Here is an 18,237-nt window from a genome sequence, read left to right on the forward strand (position 1 = left end):
CTGCCCCACCCCTCACTCACTAAATCTATGAATCCAGTTGCAACTACCTCCAAACCAAAACCCCCCCGTTCTCGTCATGGCGATCGCCGCCAATCACGCAAAAAAGCGAAAGCAAGTGCCAGAGGCATATATTTAAGAGCAATTAAGGACGCTTTTGTCAAGCTAAATCCCAAACATGCTGTCAAAAACCCAGTGATGTTTTTGGTTTGGATTGGTACAATCATCTCCTTGGCTGTAGCGATTGATCCCAGTCTATTTGGTCCTGTTGATCAGCAGAACCCGCAACTTTTCAATGGCTTGTTAACAGGAATTTTATTCTTCACCGTTTGGTTTGCTAATTTTGCCGAAGCTGTAGCTGAAGGACGGGGTAAAGCCCAAGCCGATGCTTTACGCTCAACAAAATCAGAGACGATCGCCAAAAGACTCGCTGCTGATGGTTCAATTACTGAAGTTCGATCTACCAGCCTCAAACAGGGTGATACTGTCTACGTGGTGGCAGGTGATTTTATTCCTGCTGATGGGGAAGTGATTATGGGTGTAGCCTCAGTAGATGAATCGGCGATTACTGGGGAATCTGCACCCGTACTCAAGGAATCAGGCTCGGATGTTGCCAGTTCTGTAACTGGTGGTACGCGGATTATCTCAGATGAATTGATCGTTCGCATCACAGCCGACTCAGGCAAAGGCTTTATTGACCGGATGATTGCCTTGGTAGAAGGCGCAGAACGCAGCAAAACACCAAATGAAATTGCCTTGACAGTTTTATTGGCAGTTCTCAGCTTAGTGTTTTTATTTGTAGTAGCAACGCTGCCTGCATTAGCCTACACCGTTCAAAGTCCAGTCAGTGTGCCAATTTTGATTGCCCTCTTAGTGGCGCTGATCCCTACAACAATTGGGGGTTTGCTGAGTGCCATAGGGATTGCCGGTATGGATAGAGTGGCGCAATTTAATGTCATTGCCACTTCCGGACGAGCAGTCGAAGCCTGTGGAGATGTTAACACTCTAGTTTTAGACAAGACAGGTACAATCACCCTTGGTAACCGCTTGGCAGAAGAGTTTATCCCCATTAATGGTCACTCAATCGAGGAAATTGCTAATGTAGCTTGGATCGCTAGTGTTTTTGATGATACTCCCGAAGGCAAATCAATTCTCCGGCTAGCAGAAAAGTTCGGCGCTAGGGTAGACTTTGACCCCAACCACGCAGAGGGAGTGGAATTTTCTGCCAAAACCCGCATGAGTGGCACAAACCTGCCAGGTGCGCGTGAGGTACGCAAGGGAGCAGTAGAAGCAATCATCGGGTTTGTACGTTCTCGTAACGGACGTGAAACTCCAGAACTCAATGCTGCCTACGAAAGAGTTTCCCAACAAGGAGGTACACCCCTAGCGGTTTGCTTAGATCGCGAAATCTACGGAGTCATCTATCTCAAAGATATTGTCAAACCTGGGATTCGCGAACGGTTTGACCAGTTACGCCGGATGGGAGTACATACCATTATGCTGACTGGGGACAATCGGATTACTGCTTCTGTAATTGCCAAAGAAGCAGGAGTTGATGAATTCATAGCCGAAGCCACACCAGAAGATAAAATCTCTGTCATTCAACACGAACAGTCAGAAGGCAAACTGGTGGCGATGACAGGAGACGGAACTAACGATGCTCCAGCCCTAGCACAGGCTAATGTTGGCGTAGCCATGAATACTGGTACTCAAGCAGCAAAAGAAGCCGCTAACATGGTGGATTTAGACTCTGATCCTACCAAGCTAATTGATATTGTCAGTATTGGTAAACAATTGCTAATTACTCGTGGAGCCTTGACGACATTTTCCTTGGCTAACGATATTGCTAAGTACTTTGCGATTATCCCGGTAATCTTTGCCTCTGCTAATTTGCAAAGTCTGAATATTATGAAATTGACTAGTACTAATTCAGCTGTGCTATCAGCTTTGATCTACAACGCTTTGATTATTCCAGTTTTAATTCCTTTAGCTTTAAAAGGTGTACAGTTTAAACCTCTGACAGCTAATCAACTACTGCAACGTAATATCTTGATTTATGGTTTAGGTGGGATAATTTCACCGTTTATCGCCATTAAATTGATAGATATGCTAATAACAGCAGCAGGATTGACCTAAAAGTTTAAAATTTCCAAACAAATGCCAGGGATGCATAAAATAAAGTAAAAAATGAAGCAAAAACTTAATGATTCTGATTTGTTACAGGCAATATCATTTGTCTGGTCACAATGGCGTAAACAACAATTGCCACTGGCAATATTTATAGTGCTGTGCTTGAATTTGGCAATTGCTCCTGTAGTTTATGCTGCCTCTGATGGCATGTTAGAACGTCGCTCTGCTTGGGCGATTGGCATTTTGGGATTTGTCACAATAGCACTTGTTCTTTACTTGTTTGTTGTGATGTTTCAGCCAGAACGTTTCTAAAAATTTAAAATTATCATTGGCAATTCAATTCTGAGAACGAATAAATTGTATGTCTATTATTCGAGAAATCATCAGGTCAATTCGTCTAACTTTTATACTTTGGTTACTAACAGCAATCATATATCCATTGGCAATTTTATTAGTGGGTCAAGTTGTTTTCCCATTGCAAGCTAATGGCAGCATCATACTGAATATAGATGATAAACCGATTGGTTCTGCTTTAATTGGTCAAGTATTTACATCAGAAAAATACTTTCATGGGCGTCCTAGTACAGTGAGATATAGCCAAGGAAAAAAAGCTAAACCAACTGGCATTTCTGGCGCTAGCAATCTTGCCCCTAGCAATCCAGAATTACTTAACCGAATTGTTGAGCAGGCAAATCAATTCCGAGATGAGAATATTCAGCCTACAGCCGATTTAATTTATACATCTGGCTCTGGTTTAGACCCTCATATTTCCTTGAAAGCAGCTAAACAGCAGTTGGAGAGAGTTGCTCGTGCTCGGAATATTAAAGAAGATGAGATATTACCTTTAATTAATAAATATACTGATGAAAGAATTTTATGGATTTTTGGCGAACCAGGAGTTAATGTGCTGCGATTGAATTACGCTTTGGATCTACAAGAAATCAACAGTCAGCAAAATCAATAAATGTTTTGTTTTTTAGTGCCTTCGTGTCTGCGTGGTTCAAGTTTTTTTCATACTAAGGCACGAAGACACTATTCATAGGCGATCGCTTACGATCAAACATACAGTTCCTATTCTTTGCGGAACACATAATCTTCAGACTTACCCGCCTGTCTTAAATGGCAAGAAGCACAGGCATTTGTCTTTCCTGGTGCAGCATTTGGCAGGTATGTTTTATCTGGTCGATAACCAATGTACTCCCATTCGCCGCTGCGATCGTCTAGATAATCAGCTCCAAAGCCTTGTTCCTTTCGGTGGACAAAAATTGCCGTGAGAGCTTCTCGGATGTATTGCCCTTTTTCATCTTTGAGAATGTTACCATTGGCGTCTTGTTTAGCATTGTAGATTTCCATGACAAACACACTGCCGTAGGGAAAAGTCTTTCCGGGCTTGACAGCAGCAGCAATATCGTTACCACAGATAACACGTACCTGCTTGTTGTCCGGTCGGTCAACAACATATATTAATTTGAATTCATTCCGATAGTTTTCTGGAAATCCCACCCTGTCTATTTGAGGGGCTGGACGTGGAGAAGATATACCAGGAAGAGTTGGTGGCAAAGGTGCGGCAGCTTTGGGATTGGAAGCTTGCAGTAGGCGGGGAATCGCGGAACAAGGTGGTAAGGTCGAGCCAGTCGTGTGGGCGGGTCTCCCGACTTGAACGTAGACACCCGGAGGGTGGCTTCTCGTAGAGTACTGGCGTTGAGCCACAGATATAGAAGTTGACAGAGAGATGGTCATTGAAAGCATCTCCGCTAAGGCGAATCCAAGTAGCAAAGCGCTTAATAGTACTAGTATCTTTACCCATCGCTTGAGTATATACTTAATCATTGGTAAATATCGCATAGAAAATTGAAGTTTATTTTTATAGTTAAATTTGATTCATGGTTGTCAGTTAGACAGAATCAATATAATATATGCCTCAACTAATAACAACGCTTACTGCAAAGTGTTTGTATCACTATAACGAGCGTAAGTTTGAGCACGGCTAACCGTGATAATGATGATACTAGAAATTTAATATATACTTATACTTTGGACTGATAAAGTAAGGAATTTACTGGTGCCTAATTATCTTTACAACTTGGGTCTACAGTATTAGACTCGGTATCAAGCTACCTGTGAAGTTAACTGGCTCGCCAGTCTAAAAAAATAAGAATGCTCAACTGTGCAGTTGAGAAGCTCTAAAACTTAACAATTATTTCTGTATCTATGAAACGTCGCGATTTTATCCATTGGGTTGGTTTGGGTTGGTTAGCTAGCTCACTACCTGTAGTAATTGCTGCCTGTTCTTCTCAAACAAAAGCATCAACAAATTCAACATCTGAAGATTGGCAAACAGTCGGTAACTTAGGAGAATTAGATAAGACTGGTCAATTACTTACAGAAAACTCACCTGTCGGTCCTGTTTTAATAATTGGTACATCTGAAAGTGAAAATTTAATTGCTGTTGATCCAACCTGTACTCATAGAGGATGCACAGTGGCATGGAAATCTGAAGCGCAGAAATTTATCTGTCCGTGCCATCGCGCAGAATTTGCAGTTGATGGTAAGGTACAAAAAGGCCCAGCTAAAAAACCGCTCAAAACTTATATTGCCAAAATTGAAGGTAATTCAGTACGAGTTAGGTCAACATAGGCAATTTAATTCAATCAAAATGTTGCTGATGTTAGGGATGGAAGTATCCGAGGTTTAGCTTTTTCGGTAAATTCTATCCCACTATTTAGAAATATCTAATTCAAGCAAGAATAAAAGTTGATACCGATGAGAATGGCAATGTCACTCGTGTAGGGTTAATTCGTTCTAGTGGCGATCGCGAATTGGATGAAGCCGCTCAAAGCTCAGCACAAGAATGGAAATTAAAACTGACATCTGGCGGCAGACAAGGTGTACGAGCTTCAGTTAACTTTGCCATGAAAGGATCGCAACGTCACCGCGAATTTCAAGAACGTCAAAGGCAAAGACAACGAGAAGCAGCACAGAAAAAGTCACCAACGACAAATGTACTACCAGCTTACGCCAAACCACCTGCTGATTCCAATGCCAATTCAACAAATAATAATTAATCAGTTATTTAGTGTTAAGTAGAACTACGACAGCTTGTCTTTTGACATCTGTGAGAAATAACTAGAAAAATAGCATTTAGTGACTGTTTTTACCTGGTGTGAGAAACGTGAATAAGTGCCTTTTTTTGCTGCTGCCTGTAGTTATCCAAAGCATACTGATAGCTTCTCCTGGCTTGGCATCTGATACTGAAATTAACCAAAAAACTATTTCCAATATTCCCGATCTAAGTGATATTGAGCTACCCTCCACTGATGCTGAATTATTAACGCAACAATCTATATCAAGTGAAATTAGCCAGGAAATTCAGCCAACAGAGCAACAAACAATAGACCCCACTTCTCCAGATGATGCGGATATTACCATCGAAACAATTGGAGAAAAAGATACTCTACCTCAATCCACTCCAACTTATGTAATCGAGCAAGAAGAAATTAAAAAACAAGGTGCTCATAGTGTAGCCGATGTTATAAAAAGACTGCCTGGTTTTGCCGTTAATGATGCAGGGCATGGTGCAGATACTCACACAGGTACATACTACCGCGGCGCTTCAATCAATCAATCTGTATTTCTAATTAATGGCAGACCAATTAATACTAATATCAATACTTATCATGGCGGAACTGACTTAAATAGTATTCCTGTAGAGGCGATTGATCGAGTAGAACTATATAGCGGTGCTGCTTCTACCTTATATGGTTCATCAGCCTTTGGGGGAGTTGTGAATATCATCACCAAAGAAGGCTATGGTCAGCCTAAATTATCTAGCAGTGTAGAATTTGGCTCATTGAGCCAAAATAATCAACAAGTTAGTTATGGTGGTTCTACTGGTTCTGTAAAATATAACTTTAGCTTTGAAAGGTATTTTACAGATAACCGCTACCGTGTTCCTGTAGGAGCCGCCAATCGTGATGCACAGGGGTTTTTCTCAAATGCAGATACAGCCACAAGTACTTACTTTGGTACTATTGGCGTAGATTTAGATAAAAAGAATTCCCTCAACTTAGATATTACTAAATTAAGCAGTCGTCGGGGTTTAATCTATTTTGGGTTTCCGCTACAAAAAGACCGACTAGACCACGATGGATTAAGTGCTGGGTTATCTTGGAAAACTCGGCTAGGTAATGGGGAAAATTCTACTCTTACAACCACATTTGGTTATAACCAAGATTACTTTAGCACTTACGGTCCTACAGTTTTTCAAGGGCAAGAATATTATCGGACAGGTGTTTTAGATACACAACAATTGTCAGCTAGGGTGGATCATGAGTGGAAATTAACTCCAAATAAACAATTGCGTTGGGGGTTAGATTTAAAAAATACTGATTTAAATGGTGATGTTTTAAGTAGCAGTCCTAATAGAATTGCTACTAACGAAACTGAAAACCGAAGTGTTTTTACCACAGCCTTATTTGCCGTTAATACTTTAAATATTAGCGATAGTTTTTCGGTAGATTTAGGTTTAAGACAAAGCTTTGATGGACAGTTTGGAAATTATTTAAATCCTAGTGTAGGTTTACGTTATGCTGTTGCACCAAGCATTGCTGTGCGTGGTAGTTGGACCGGAGGACAGCGTAATCCTGGTTTAGATCAGTTATATGTTTACGATACAGTTCATGGTTGGGAACCAAATCCTAATTTAAAACCAGAAACTGGCTCTTCTTGGACTGCGGGAGTAGATATCAATTTTTCAGAGAATTTAACTGGACAGTTTACTTACTTTGGCAGTAGTTTAGACAATCGCCTGGGAGTAATAGCTGGAAAATGGCAAAACATTGGCTTAGTAGATACTAATGGTTTAGAGGCGGCATTACAATTCAAATTTGCTGCGGGTTGGTCAACTTTTGTCAACTACACTTATACAGATGCCCAAATCCAGACAGGAGATGAAAAAGGCTTACAGTTGGGTCTAATTCCTTACTCTGTACTTCAAACTGGCATTGGTTACCAAAATTCAGGTTGGCAGGCTAACTTGTATGTTACTTATAACAGTGGCGCTCGTAGATCCATCTTTGCAAAAGCTGGTGACAAGCCTACAGATTTTGCACCATCCTTTCTAAATTTAGATTTGAGTGGTCGCATTCCTCTAACTAGAAATTTGGGATTGATAGTCTATTTAGAAAATTTACTAGGTGAACAATACGAGCGTGTTAATCGTATTTACAGTCCTGGGTTTACTTTCCGTATAGGTTTAAGCTCAGAGATATAGGGATTGCTTGTAGAGATGTTGCGATGTCTACGACAAGCCCTTTGGGTGACGCTCCTTCTCCCAAGGGGAGACGCTACGCGAACGTCGCTCTAAGCGAAGCTATGCCGTTGGCGCAGCCTCTCGTAGAGAAGGCTTTACGCTGCGCTAACAGCAGTTGCTACCCTGCGGGAACGCTTTCAGCGAACAAGCCGGGAAACCCGTCCAACGCACTGCTGACGCTTCTACGTCGCTACCGCTGCGCTAACACCGCTCCGCGTCTACGCATATTCTCTACATTTCACCAATCAATTACAATGGCTGATATGAGAGCCAGAATTGAAAATGAAGTGCTAATCATCAACCACGAAGACTTACCAGAGTTTAAAAAGGGCGGTTCTGTGGTAAGAAATTCTTATTTTTGGGCAATACGTTCAATAGCTGGTAAATCTGGGCGTTATCGTGATTGGGAATACGAACCAGAAGTATGGTTGGCGCTGGCGCGGATGCTGTTGTCGTTTGCTGAGTCTGGGTATTTAGGTTACAGAGAAACTTTACTAGAGTTTCCCCCATCTCAAGAGCAAATACCAGATTTACTGCGAGATGTCTCAACTTGGGAGTAGAAATACCTCACATAAAGACCCCAAGATTTTCTTAGTATCTTGATTAAGAAATAGGTTCAAATACCATTTGCGGAATCAGCACCCCATCTTGTGATTGTCCAATACCCAAAAAACGAGTCTCTTCTTCATAAACTCGCACTATCCCCGATACATCTGGAACAGGAATACGCTGACCTTGACACCATTTTTGAGCAGATGTTGCTGGTAACGTCACAGATGGCAAATATTGCAAGGCGGCATCAGGAGCCATAGGACAAAATGTTCCTGCTTGCAGTTGTGCTTCTAAGTCAGTCAAGGTGAGACTATCTTTTAGGTAGAAGCCGCTGCTTTCAGTCCGTGTCAAAGCGGCGAGGGTTCCACCAGTTTCTAATGCTGCACCTAAATCACGCGCGATCGCTCTAATATATGTACCACCACCACAGGCGATCGCAATATCTAATTCGGGAAATTCTCCTTCCCGCCAATCCAAAATTTCTATCTGAAAAACTTCCACTGTGCGGACTGGAACTTCTACCTTTTCGCCGCGGCGTGCTAAGTCGTATAGTCGTTTACCATCTACTTGAATTGCGCTGTAACTAGGTGGAATCTGCTCAATTTTGCCCTCAAATTGAGGTAATAAACTTTTCACCTCTGCCAAACTCAACCCAGGACAAGGTGCGGATGTAATAATTTCTCCTTGTAAATCGTCGGTTGTAGTACGCACACCCAGCCTGATGGTAGCGTTGTAAGCTTTACTACTTGGTAAATACTGCAATAATCTTGTGGCTTTACCAAATGCGATCGGTAAAACTCCAGTAGCCGCTGGATCTAAAGTTCCTGCATGTCCCACACGTTTGAGGCGCAAAAGTTTTCGCACCCGCGCCACACAATCATGAGAAGTCCAACCAAATGGTTTGTTTAAATTTAAAAAACCTTGCACAGTAGAATTCTAAACTTTTAGGATAGCCGCACTCTCAAAAATTATTTTTGAGTAAGTAAAGATGATATTTTCGCACAAAAACATTGTAGAGACACAACTTATCCAGTCTCTACAATGTTTGTTGAGGTTTAAAGGCAAATTATCACATGCAGCAGTGCAACTCCCACATCCAACATCCAAAACCCAAAATTGCCTATGGAGTTGGGTGACTTTTTTATGGATAGCTTAGTTCTTTGGCTTTCGCTGTCTACAGTTTGTGCTAATTCAGTTGTGCTGAGAGACTGCACGAAACTTAGGCTTAAAGGCTGACTAGAGATAGCTTTGGCGTAGGCGGCGTTGAGGTAGGGAGAGTATTGTGATGTTCGCGCAACATAAGTTTGAAAGAAAGGCAAACTCAAAGCATTTATGTAGCGACGTGCAACAGCCGGATGATCGCCAATTACTTGGGATAGCGCTCCTACTGATTCATTCCCACTGTTACCATTACCAATGGTGGAAAAGTGGGTTGCACCCACAAGCATCACAAGATATTTTTGCGAATTCGCAAACCAAGAGAACGGTACAATTTGCTCGAATAAAGCTGGTGCAACTGTATCATCACTACTACCAACGAGCATGACTGGAATGTGAATTTGGCTCAAGCCAGCTTTGCCAAAAATCGAACTAGTTATCGGGTTAACTGCGATCGCGGCTTTGACTCTCTCATCCCACAGCTTCAGTTCTTTGCCCGTACCTTTATTTAATGCCAAAGCGCCACACTGAAGCAATAAAGACATATTCCAGGTATCTTTTAGTACCTCATGTCGGCAGTCTTTTCGCAGTTGCGCAAAGTTAATCTTAGCACCAGCCAAAGCTAAGGCTGTATAACCACCCAAGGATTGACCAAAAACTCCAACTTGTTGCAGATTTAATAGACCCTTAAATCGTGAATCCGACTGGTTAGCTTTCTCCAGTTCATCAAGTATGTATTTCACATCTAAAGGTCTATCTGTAAATCCATTTGCTTCTGTACTTACATTGGCTTGTCCATTCAATTGTTTGCGATCGCTATCAGCATGATTGGGAACAACGACAGCAAATCCGTAAGAAGCTAAATGATTGGCTAAGTAGCGAAAGTTGCTACTGTCCGTACCCAAACCATGAGAAATCACAATTACTGGTGCGGGACTGTGGACATTAGGAATATACAGATCGCTCAACAATGACCTGCGGCGTGACAAGTCGAAGAACTTTAATGTATATTTTTGCGCTTCAAATTGCCCTTGTTGCCGTAAATCTGGCAATTGAGAGAAATTTATTGGCTCTTGGGTAGTAGCTTCTATATTGGACTTTTTGCTAACTTGGGCGATCGCTTGGCTGGTTTCATTGACAAGTTGCTTTAGTTCTCCAGCTATCCCCATGCTGTGCGCTAAATCGATGTTAATGCTGCTGGTGGGATACTTCCGTAACAGATTTAATAACGTTAGTCCTCCTGGTTCCGCAGCGGCTGAAATAAATGCCGATCGTAAGGTTTGAAATTCCGATTGTAGTTGAGGCGATCGCGCCCTTACCGCTGCTGCTAACCGTCGTAGTATAAATTCTCCCTGTGGGGTGTAGAGAAATTGTGCAACTACTACCGGACTTACTTTCACAGGAGTGAGTAAAATTCGCCGTAATTCTTTGAGATGTTGTGGTGGTAGATACTGTTGATATATGGCTAGCTTGTGATCAATTACACCAGTTTGAGCATAATGTTCTAAAGAAGTGACTGAAATAGAAAGTTGTAGTGCTGAATAAGAACCATAAATTTGCTCTGCTGCTAACACAGAATTACTAATTCCAAATGTTGGCAGCAGTATTGAAAAAACCAGCAATAGCAAAATTTTTCCCAGGGTGCTGGCCCAATTACCAAACGAACTAATCATCGCTCAACTGTTTCGGTGATGTTGTTTCACGAGGCGTTGGCTTTGGTAGTTATTTGGGCACCCTGGTAAGGTTATTTAATATTAATCGCCTCTTGATTATGGATTTTTTTTGAGTTTTTCTCTCTTTGTTACAATGCCAAGAATTAAATGTAACAGAGCCATGCTGATATCAAAAATATCTATTTGGCAAGAGATTTACTCAATTGGTTGACGCTTCCTGTGAAATCATAACAAAGAAAAAATCACCTTGCCTCAGTATTTCTCATGTAGCTTTGAACAGAGGATTTATATACTACAATTAATAGCCAGTAAAAACTCTGAAAATATAACGATTATTCAGCTTTTCCTAGGGCAATTGCAGCCGCGCCAGTAACAACTAAAACGGCTCCTAGTACTCCTACTAATGTAAGTTTTTCCGGTAGTATCAGTGAAGGTGTAATTACTGAGATAGCCCACACTGTAATTAAAGTAACAATAGGAGCTAAAGCTAATACTGCACTTACCCTAGATGCTTCCCAATGTGCTAATGATTCAGCAAAAGCTCCATAGGCAATAAGAGTATTTAAAGCACAAAAGAGTAATGTATTTAGATGTAAATTACTGAGTGTAAAAATTGTTTTACTTGTAGCAAATGGTGTGAATAAAAAAGCACAACCACCGTAAACAATAAGCATAATTTGTGCAGAAGACAAAGATTGTAATAATTGCTTTTGTGCCAGAGCATAAATAGCCCATGCAGCTGCTCCTAAAACAATCAAACTACTGCCATAAAGATATACGTTGTGGGCTGTAATTAAATTTGTCAGTTGTTCGTGAAAAAATAAGACATAACCTAGGGTAAATATACTGACTCCTATCCATTGATACAGCTGATAACGTTCTTTAAAAATAACTAACCCTCCCAAACCTAGAAATACCGAAGAAAATTGAATGACTACTTCAGCATTCGCAGGTGATGTGAGTGCTAAACCTTGTAAAAACAAGAAGTAATTCATTGCCAAGAAAATTGTGGCGATCGCTAATAACTTCCAAGAAGTAGAACGCAGTTGCTCTCGAGTTGGTAATTTACCTTGTACACCTAAATACACAGCCAGTAAAGCAAACGACACTGAAAACCGAAACCAAATTACTGTGTAGACATCAAGTGCTTGCAGTGTTACCGTCAGGGCAATAGGTAGAATTCCCCACAAGAAGACCGTCAAGAGCGATAAAGCAAGCCCTAACCGCCAGCGCCCAGAACTTTGATGCATAGTTAAGGTAAAGATAGAATTATAGATTTTATCTAGTAGCTGCTAGTTATAAAATCTGACTTTGAGTGGTTGTTGTTAGCGGCTGTAGCTATTTGTAAAGCACTCAACTGCTTACTAGTTTAAAAGTGGATGATTCCTCATCAATTTCTTACAAGTTGTAAATTGAACTGAATAATTTCAGTCATCAAAATTTAGTATAAAAAAATACTTATTTTGAAAAAATAGTAATATGTTTGTAAATTTCAAAAGTTTGTTCACACAGCCAGCTATTATTTCTAGCGCAGTAATCACAGTTTTACTGCTAGGTATTCAAAAAATAGGGGTTTTAGAGCCATTAGAGTTGAAAGTTTACGACCAGATGATGCAAATACGGAGCGATCCTGGCATAGATCCACGTTTGTTGATTGTGGCTGTAGGTGAAAAGGATCTCAAAAAATGGAATTGGCCGCTTTCTGGTGAAGTTTTAGAGCGAGTATTGGGCAAACTTGAGGAATATGAACCACGAGCCATTGGTTTAGATATTTTTCGTGACTTACCTGTACAGCCAGGTCATGAGAAACTTCTGAAACGCTTGCAAGAGAGTGATATTATCATCCCTATATGCAAACATTCTGAAGCTGGAAGTTCTGGAAATCCAGGAACATCACCCCCCCAGGGTATAGAAGCAGAGCGAGTCGGATTCAGCGATGTTGTAGAAGATACTGATGGAGTAATTCGTCGCAATCTCTTATCAGTCAGTACAGATGCAGCCGATCCTTGTCAAAGTGTTTCTTCCTTTAGCTTGCAATTAGCCCTCAAATATTTGGCAGTAGGAGGCATTCAACCGCAATTCACCTCTAACCGGGAACTGCAACTACGTAATATTGTATTTAAACCTTTACAACCTCACGCTGGGGGTTATCAAAAAGCGGATGCAAGTGGCTACCAAATCCTACTCAACTATCGTTCTCCTCGTCAAATTGCCCAGCAGGTTACAGTTACAGAACTGCTTTCAGACCAAGTAAAACCAGATATAGTCAAAGACCGCATAGTTTTGATTGGTTCTACAGCACCTAGCCTGAATGATATTTTCAATACACCTTACACTAGTGGCAAATTAGATCGTTCTGGCAAGATGTCAGGAGTTGAGATTCATGCTCACAGCATTAGTCAGATTCTGAGTGTGGTTCTGAATCAGCAGCCTTTGTTTTGGTTTTTGCCTGGGTGGGGAGAAGTTTTGTGGATTTGGGGATGGACTTTACTAGGCGGATTAATAGCTTGGCGCATTCACCATCCAGTAGGCTTAGGACTAGCAGAAGCAACAACCCTTTCAGTATTGTTTGGCAGCAACTTTGTGATTTTTACTCAAGCTGGATGGTTTCCGATAGTATCTCCAGCCTTGGGGTTAATAGTTGCCGCTGGTAGCGTCTTGGCTTATACCTCCTATCAGAGTAAGCAAGAGCAAGAGGTAATTATGCAACGGGTGCAAGAGCAAAAAGAACTAATTGCTCAATTGCAGTCCTTTGCTAGGGAAAGGGGGAGCACTACAGCTCAAGAGACGATACTGAGCAAAACTATTTATCCACTAATCCAAGAAGTTCCACTAACCACCATACTCAACAAGCGCTATAAAATCATTAATAATTTAGGTACTGGTGGATTTAGCTATACCTACTTGGCTGAGGATATTCAGCGTCCGAGCAATCCTGAATGTGTAGTTAAACAGTTGCGACCTGCCAGCCAAGATACAGAATATTTAACTGTTCTTAGACGCCTCTTTAAGACAGAAGCAGAAATTTTAGAAATTTTGGGTAAGCATCCCCAAATCCCACACCTTTTAGCTTTTTTTGAAGAAAATCAGCAATTTTATCTAGTGCAAGAATTTATTTCTGGGCATTCTCTTGCTGATGAATTAACCCCTGGTAAGTGCTTCAAACAACCTGAAGTTATAGCTATCCTCAAAGAAATTTTACAGGTGCTGATTTTTATTCACAGCTATGGTGTAATTCATCGAGATATCAAACCTAGTAATTTGATTAGGCGAAAAGCAGATGGACACATTGTTTTAATTGACTTTGGTGCTGTTAAGCAGGTTCAACCTCAAGAGCAAGAAAGTCAAACTATTGCCATTGGTACTCCTGGCTATGCTCCAGCTGAACAAATGAGTGGTCAACCCACACTTAACAGCGACATTTATGCCTTGGGTATGATTGGCATACAAGCTTTAACAGGCATATACCCAAAAGTATTTCGCAGAGATACGAATACGGGTGCAGTGATTATCCAAGTTGAATCTCAAACTGGCGAACAAACTTGGCAGTATTGGTGGGAATTAGCTGAGACTACAGAAGAGTTTGCCAGAGTCTTAGATAAAATGGTGCACCTTGACTTTACACAAAGATATCAATCAGTTCTAGAAGTGTTTAATAGTTTAGGAATATCGATTAAATAAGATCCAGAATTATCACACCTGTGGCTTGGCAGTGCTCTAAATCACTATGGCGATCGCACTTTTATTGGTGTTAGTCAGAAAAATGAATAATTAACCGTAGATAATTTCTTCACTTATTCACTCACAAGTAAACCGCCATAACTATTCTGTAACTTAATCAGCGCTGTTGCCAAATATACATACTGCTCGTATGTATTATACATTTGCGCTGATATCCGCACTAACAACCGAGGATTTTCCTGCCAAGGTACTACCTGTACTTGAATGCCAAATTTATCAAATAACTCATCGTGTACAGACATAAAATGGCGGTTATTCCATGCAGCAGGCATTGGTATGACTGCCATAGAACCAATCATCTCATCTGGACAAGGCGGTAAGACTCCTAGGGACTGACAAAGTAGCCGTCTTCCTTCTAAAACTAGCTGATGATTTCGCTGCATTAACTCACCCCAGCCACCAGGAAGCAATGAATCCATAAAGGCGATCGCTTCTGGGACGCACATATAAGCTGTAGGATCGTCTGTACCAGCCCAATCGAATTCTAACTGAAAGCGTGTTTTATCAGTTCTGGGTGAGTTTGCACCGTGGCTAATTGTCAGGGGACGAATTTTTGACTGCTGATCCCGTTGTACGTACAAAAACGCTGCTCCCTTCGGCGCACATAGCCATTTATGGCAATTACCCGTGTAATAAGTTGCGCCAATTTCTCGCAAATTTAGCGGTATCATTCCGGGAGCATGGGCACCATCTATTAGGGTATCTACGTCCCGATGTTGCAATTCCTCAACCAACTGCTGAATTGGGAAAATCAATCCTGTTTGGCTGGTAATATGATCTAAAAGCGCTAATCGCGTCTTAGCGGTAACTCGCTCCATTACCGCTGCAATTACTTGCTGTGGCGAATCAATAGGAAAAGGAATTTGTGCAATTACTATCCGCGCACCAGTACGGCTGGAAATAAAATCGAGGGCATTGCGGCAAGCATTGTACTCGTGGTTTGTGGTGAGGATTTCGTCATCAGCACAGAAGAAAAGCGATCGCAACACTGAATTAACGCCAGTCGTCGCATTGTTTACAAATACCAAGTCTTGGATATCAGCACCAACAAACTCTGCCAGTTTGCTTTTGGCATTATCTAGCAGTGGTTCCCACTCTCTACCAAAAAAGCGCAGGGGTTCTTGTTCTAGTTGCGATCGCAAACGTTGCTGAACTGCTAAGACCGCTTTCGGACAAGCACCAAAAGACCCATGATTTAGGAACGTCACCGATGGGTCAAGCGACCACAATTCCTGAAATTCTAAGGCATGAAGTTTGAAATTTGCTTTTTCATCCTTCATCCTACACCTTTTATCCTTTTTTAACTCCCCAGGCTGGATTCGAACCAGCGACCAATCGATTAACAGTCGATCGCTCTACCACTGAGCTACTGAGGAACGCTCACGATTTATAATAGTAATGGTAAAAGATAGGTTTTGGCAAGTACTGCCGCTAAAATTTTTTTTAAATACTTAACTTGATGATTTTTGCAGCCAAAATAGAGTCTGGATTCAAAGCAGAGACTCTTAGCACCAATATCTATTTCAATTCCATTCGCAGTTCAGCCAGACGCTGGCGGGACTTGGCATCTATGGAATTAGCTAAAAATCTGCTGTGTGGTTTTTTCCGTGACTGATACCTATGCCGCATTCGACAAACTGTAGTTTCCACTTCGCCACATAGTTGTTGTGCAGACAACCATTCAGCTCCATATCCCTGTACCATCAGCTGCTGCGCCCGATCTGATGTGGCGACAATTACACGAGCAATTCGAGATTGGGCTATTTGGTAGCGTAAAGACGCACAAAATTTCTCAATGTATGTATCTGCCGTTTGCCCGAAATCAGTGTAATGAACTGATAAAAGCTCAGTAATAATTTCTTTGTTACTAGAGGTATTCTGATATTGAGCATCGAAAACTATTTGAGTGTCATAACCTTGAAACGAACTGTAACTAGTCATCGTTTCAACCAATTCCACTCGTGCTGCTTGTAGACCTGCACTATCACGGGTTTTTTTCAGGCAAGGCCAAGCGCCAATTATATTGTAGCCGTCTACTAATAAAACGGCTTGGGGTGAGGGACGGGGCATGGTTTTTAATCACAGTTATGTAGAGTTGGCAAGATTCGTTCATAACTTTATATAGTAATTGAAGCATTGCTTGTAACACTATGTTACAGAAAATGAAAGTTATGCTATTAGATGATGTAAAAACTTGAAACGCGCCTGAGAAAGGCGCGTTTGAGTTCTTTAAATTATTAGTGTTGAATTATGAGCTTAAGACAAAGAACTGGAAAAAAATAGAGATTTTTAAGACGCTGCTTTGTCTACTTCCATCAAACGTTGTTTAAGGCGGAGTGCTTCACCTTGATCAACAAGAGAGCCATTTTCTAACAAGAAAGCTCCATCACAATAATTTAACTCATCGAGGCGATGCGTTACCCATAACGCTGTAATCCCACGAGTTTTGACAAGGCGGCGTACACTAGCTACCAAGTCCAGTTGGCTATCTGGATCTAGTAAGGCAGTGGGTTCATCTAATAATAGGACTTCACAGCATCGGGCGATCGCGCCAGCAATTGCTACTCGCTGTTTCTGCCCCCCACTGAGAGCATAGATAGGCCGTCGTTGCAGAGTTTGTAAATTTACTGCTCCTAGAGCCTCCTCTACTCTTGCTCTGACTGTAGCTGGCGGCAATTTTTCTTCCACTAATCCAAAAGCCACATCTGCACCAACTGTTGGCATTACTAGTTGATGGTCGGGATTTTGGAATACAAAGCCCACGGGATGCAAAACCCGAATTTCACCGGATGTGGGAGCTAATAGTCCTGCTAGCAGTCTGAGTAATGTTGATTTACCACTGCCATTTGTACCTAAGAGCATCCAAAACTCACCTTTGGGTACTTCTAAAGAGCAAGATTTAATTGCTTTCTCCCCACTAGGCCAATTGAACTGTAAATCCTTAACCTCGATGCCCACTTCCACCATTGATACACCCTGCTCACTCAGTAGTTAGGGCGACAAAACCAGGTGGTCTACCACTACTAGTGGTTACACCATCTTTCTGAAGAATCTGCACCCCAGAGATTTCGCTAGCACGGATAGCAATTTTCTTCTCTGTCTTGCCTTCGCACTTTAGTTCCACAATGTCGGGGTTACCAGACCGCATTGCGGCCAAAATTAGCTGGTAGACAGCCTCAGCATCCTCTGCTGTCTTACGTTGCACTGATATAGGGTAAGCAGTGTTTCTGACGGTTAAGTCGATGGTAAACATTTAGCATTAATCAATTTGACTGTAGGACTCATTCTAGCGCTAGCTGCCTGACTACTGGTGTAGGGAGTGGGGGGGATGAGGGAGATGAGGAGGGCAAGGGAGACAGGAGAGGAAAGAAATAACTATTACCTATTCCCTTCTTGCCCAATGCCCCATGCCCCTAAATCTATATAAATATTAAATTTAATTAAAAATTACCTGGAAAAATTAGCGATTTACACCTAATATGATTAGAGTCAGTAAAAAATTGTAAACTGGATTGACAACCCAGTTAACTTTCTGTTTATGGAAAGCTAAATAATAATAGCGATCTATAATACAGAAGTAAAAACCTGTACTTATAACATTTGGAGATTTGCTCTAATGACCATCGCAGTTGGACGCGCCCCCAGTAGAGGGTGGTTTGACGTTCTAGACGACTG

At 41.5% G+C, this 18,237-nt stretch carries 16 protein-coding genes and 1 tRNA gene; 8 read left to right on the forward strand and 9 right to left on the reverse strand.

What is annotated here, in order from left to right; translation table 11 throughout:
- The first annotated feature begins 27 nt into the window (after positions 1–27).
- Genes kdpB through kdpC form a run of 3 tightly spaced genes read left to right on the forward strand, consistent with a single transcriptional unit; the run spans position 28 to position 3,091 of the window.
- Positions 28–2,133: a potassium-transporting ATPase subunit KdpB gene (gene kdpB, locus BV372_RS27955; RefSeq protein WP_086689743.1), complete on the forward strand. Its 2,106-nt coding sequence runs from the start codon at positions 28–30 to the stop codon at positions 2,131–2,133.
- 51 nt (positions 2,134–2,184) lie between these two features.
- Complete coding sequence (locus tag BV372_RS27960) at positions 2,185–2,439, forward strand: potassium-transporting ATPase subunit F (protein ID WP_086689744.1); 255 nt, start codon at positions 2,185–2,187, stop codon at positions 2,437–2,439.
- 49 nt (positions 2,440–2,488) lie between these two features.
- A complete protein-coding gene (kdpC, locus tag BV372_RS27965; RefSeq protein ID WP_086689745.1) occupies positions 2,489–3,091 on the forward strand; it encodes a K(+)-transporting ATPase subunit C in 603 nt (200 codons plus the stop codon).
- A 107-nt stretch (positions 3,092–3,198) separates the two neighbouring features.
- On the opposite strand, the gene BV372_RS27970 is transcribed toward kdpC, so the two are convergent.
- The gene (locus BV372_RS27970) at positions 3,199–3,867 is read right to left on the reverse strand and encodes a cytochrome P460 family protein (RefSeq protein WP_179198260.1); all 669 of its coding nucleotides are present in this window, start codon (positions 3,865–3,867) and stop codon (positions 3,199–3,201) included.
- A gap of 471 nt (positions 3,868–4,338) precedes the next feature.
- Here BV372_RS27970 and BV372_RS27975 point away from each other — a divergent pair, with 471 nt between their 5' ends.
- The 4 genes from BV372_RS27975 (at position 4,339) to BV372_RS27990 (ending at position 7,998) form a co-directional block, all read left to right on the forward strand.
- On the forward strand, positions 4,339–4,764 hold the full coding sequence (locus tag BV372_RS27975; RefSeq protein WP_086689747.1) for a ubiquinol-cytochrome c reductase iron-sulfur subunit: 426 nt from the start codon (positions 4,339–4,341) through the stop codon (positions 4,762–4,764).
- 110 nt (positions 4,765–4,874) lie between these two features.
- Positions 4,875–5,192, forward strand: coding sequence for an energy transducer TonB (locus BV372_RS27980; RefSeq protein ID WP_256973500.1), 318 nt, complete (start codon positions 4,875–4,877; stop codon positions 5,190–5,192).
- A 107-nt stretch (positions 5,193–5,299) separates the two neighbouring features.
- On the forward strand, positions 5,300–7,399 hold the full coding sequence (locus BV372_RS27985; RefSeq protein WP_086689749.1) for a TonB-dependent siderophore receptor: 2,100 nt from the start codon (positions 5,300–5,302) through the stop codon (positions 7,397–7,399).
- Between the two features lie 302 nt (positions 7,400–7,701).
- Positions 7,702–7,998 carry a hypothetical protein gene (locus tag BV372_RS27990; protein WP_086689758.1) on the forward strand — a complete coding sequence of 99 codons (297 nt, stop codon included), beginning with the start codon at positions 7,702–7,704 and terminating at the stop codon, positions 7,996–7,998.
- 43 nt (positions 7,999–8,041) lie between these two features.
- On the opposite strand, the gene truB is transcribed toward BV372_RS27990, so the two are convergent.
- The 3 genes from truB to BV372_RS28005 form a co-directional block, all read right to left on the reverse strand.
- Positions 8,042–8,917 carry a tRNA pseudouridine(55) synthase TruB gene (truB, locus tag BV372_RS27995; protein ID WP_086689750.1) on the reverse strand — a complete coding sequence of 292 codons (876 nt, stop codon included), beginning with the start codon at positions 8,915–8,917 and terminating at the stop codon, positions 8,042–8,044.
- A gap of 128 nt (positions 8,918–9,045) precedes the next feature.
- Positions 9,046–10,821, reverse strand: a complete 1,776-nt coding sequence (locus tag BV372_RS28000) for an alpha/beta hydrolase (protein ID WP_086689751.1) — start codon at positions 10,819–10,821, stop codon at positions 9,046–9,048.
- Positions 10,822–11,153: 332 nt separating this feature from the next.
- The gene (locus BV372_RS28005) at positions 11,154–12,071 is read right to left on the reverse strand and encodes a DMT family transporter (protein ID WP_086689752.1); all 918 of its coding nucleotides are present in this window, start codon (positions 12,069–12,071) and stop codon (positions 11,154–11,156) included.
- A 229-nt stretch (positions 12,072–12,300) separates the two neighbouring features.
- Here BV372_RS28005 and BV372_RS28010 point away from each other — a divergent pair, with 229 nt between their 5' ends.
- Positions 12,301–14,502 carry a CHASE2 domain-containing serine/threonine-protein kinase gene (locus tag BV372_RS28010; RefSeq protein ID WP_086689753.1) on the forward strand — a complete coding sequence of 734 codons (2,202 nt, stop codon included), beginning with the start codon at positions 12,301–12,303 and terminating at the stop codon, positions 14,500–14,502.
- A 113-nt stretch (positions 14,503–14,615) separates the two neighbouring features.
- On the opposite strand, the gene BV372_RS28015 is transcribed toward BV372_RS28010, so the two are convergent.
- From BV372_RS28015 to BV372_RS28035, 5 genes are all read right to left on the reverse strand, one after another.
- The gene (locus BV372_RS28015) at positions 14,616–15,842 is read right to left on the reverse strand and encodes an aminotransferase class V-fold PLP-dependent enzyme (protein WP_086689754.1); all 1,227 of its coding nucleotides are present in this window, start codon (positions 15,840–15,842) and stop codon (positions 14,616–14,618) included.
- 24 nt (positions 15,843–15,866) lie between these two features.
- Positions 15,867–15,938, reverse strand: a tRNA-Asn gene (locus BV372_RS28020).
- 142 nt (positions 15,939–16,080) lie between these two features.
- The gene (locus BV372_RS28025) at positions 16,081–16,632 is read right to left on the reverse strand and encodes an NYN domain-containing protein (RefSeq protein WP_086689755.1); all 552 of its coding nucleotides are present in this window, start codon (positions 16,630–16,632) and stop codon (positions 16,081–16,083) included.
- Between the two features lie 219 nt (positions 16,633–16,851).
- Positions 16,852–17,529, reverse strand: a complete 678-nt coding sequence (locus tag BV372_RS28030) for an energy-coupling factor ABC transporter ATP-binding protein (RefSeq protein WP_086689756.1) — start codon at positions 17,527–17,529, stop codon at positions 16,852–16,854.
- 13 nt (positions 17,530–17,542) lie between these two features.
- Positions 17,543–17,815 carry a hypothetical protein gene (locus BV372_RS28035; RefSeq protein WP_086689757.1) on the reverse strand — a complete coding sequence of 91 codons (273 nt, stop codon included), beginning with the start codon at positions 17,813–17,815 and terminating at the stop codon, positions 17,543–17,545.
- Positions 17,816–18,237 lie beyond the last annotated feature (422 nt).

Origin of the sequence: Nostoc sp. T09, from assembly GCF_002154695.1 — a bacterium.
Lineage (GTDB): Bacteria > Cyanobacteriota > Cyanobacteriia > Cyanobacteriales > Nostocaceae > Aulosira.

Excerpts from the sequence above, each read along its gene's own strand:
- kdpB (WP_086689743.1), top strand. The coding sequence starts at position 28 with ATGAATCCAGTTGCAACTACCTCCAAACCAAAACCCCCCCGTTCTCGT.
- BV372_RS27960 (WP_086689744.1), top strand. The coding sequence starts at position 2,185 with ATGAAGCAAAAACTTAATGATTCTGATTTGTTACAGGCAATATCATTT.
- kdpC (WP_086689745.1), top strand. The coding sequence starts at position 2,489 with ATGTCTATTATTCGAGAAATCATCAGGTCAATTCGTCTAACTTTTATA.
- BV372_RS27970 (WP_179198260.1), bottom strand. The coding sequence starts at position 3,867 with ATGACCATCTCTCTGTCAACTTCTATATCTGTGGCTCAACGCCAGTAC.
- BV372_RS27975 (WP_086689747.1), top strand. The coding sequence starts at position 4,339 with ATGAAACGTCGCGATTTTATCCATTGGGTTGGTTTGGGTTGGTTAGCT.
- BV372_RS27990 (WP_086689758.1), top strand. The coding sequence starts at position 7,702 with ATGAGAGCCAGAATTGAAAATGAAGTGCTAATCATCAACCACGAAGAC.
- BV372_RS28000 (WP_086689751.1), bottom strand. The coding sequence starts at position 10,821 with ATGATTAGTTCGTTTGGTAATTGGGCCAGCACCCTGGGAAAAATTTTG.
- BV372_RS28005 (WP_086689752.1), bottom strand. The coding sequence starts at position 12,071 with ATGCATCAAAGTTCTGGGCGCTGGCGGTTAGGGCTTGCTTTATCGCTC.
- BV372_RS28010 (WP_086689753.1), top strand. The coding sequence starts at position 12,301 with ATGTTTGTAAATTTCAAAAGTTTGTTCACACAGCCAGCTATTATTTCT.
- BV372_RS28015 (WP_086689754.1), bottom strand. The coding sequence starts at position 15,842 with ATGAAGGATGAAAAAGCAAATTTCAAACTTCATGCCTTAGAATTTCAG.
- BV372_RS28025 (WP_086689755.1), bottom strand. The coding sequence starts at position 16,632 with ATGCCCCGTCCCTCACCCCAAGCCGTTTTATTAGTAGACGGCTACAAT.
- BV372_RS28030 (WP_086689756.1), bottom strand. The coding sequence starts at position 17,529 with ATGGTGGAAGTGGGCATCGAGGTTAAGGATTTACAGTTCAATTGGCCT.
- BV372_RS28035 (WP_086689757.1), bottom strand. The coding sequence starts at position 17,815 with ATGTTTACCATCGACTTAACCGTCAGAAACACTGCTTACCCTATATCA.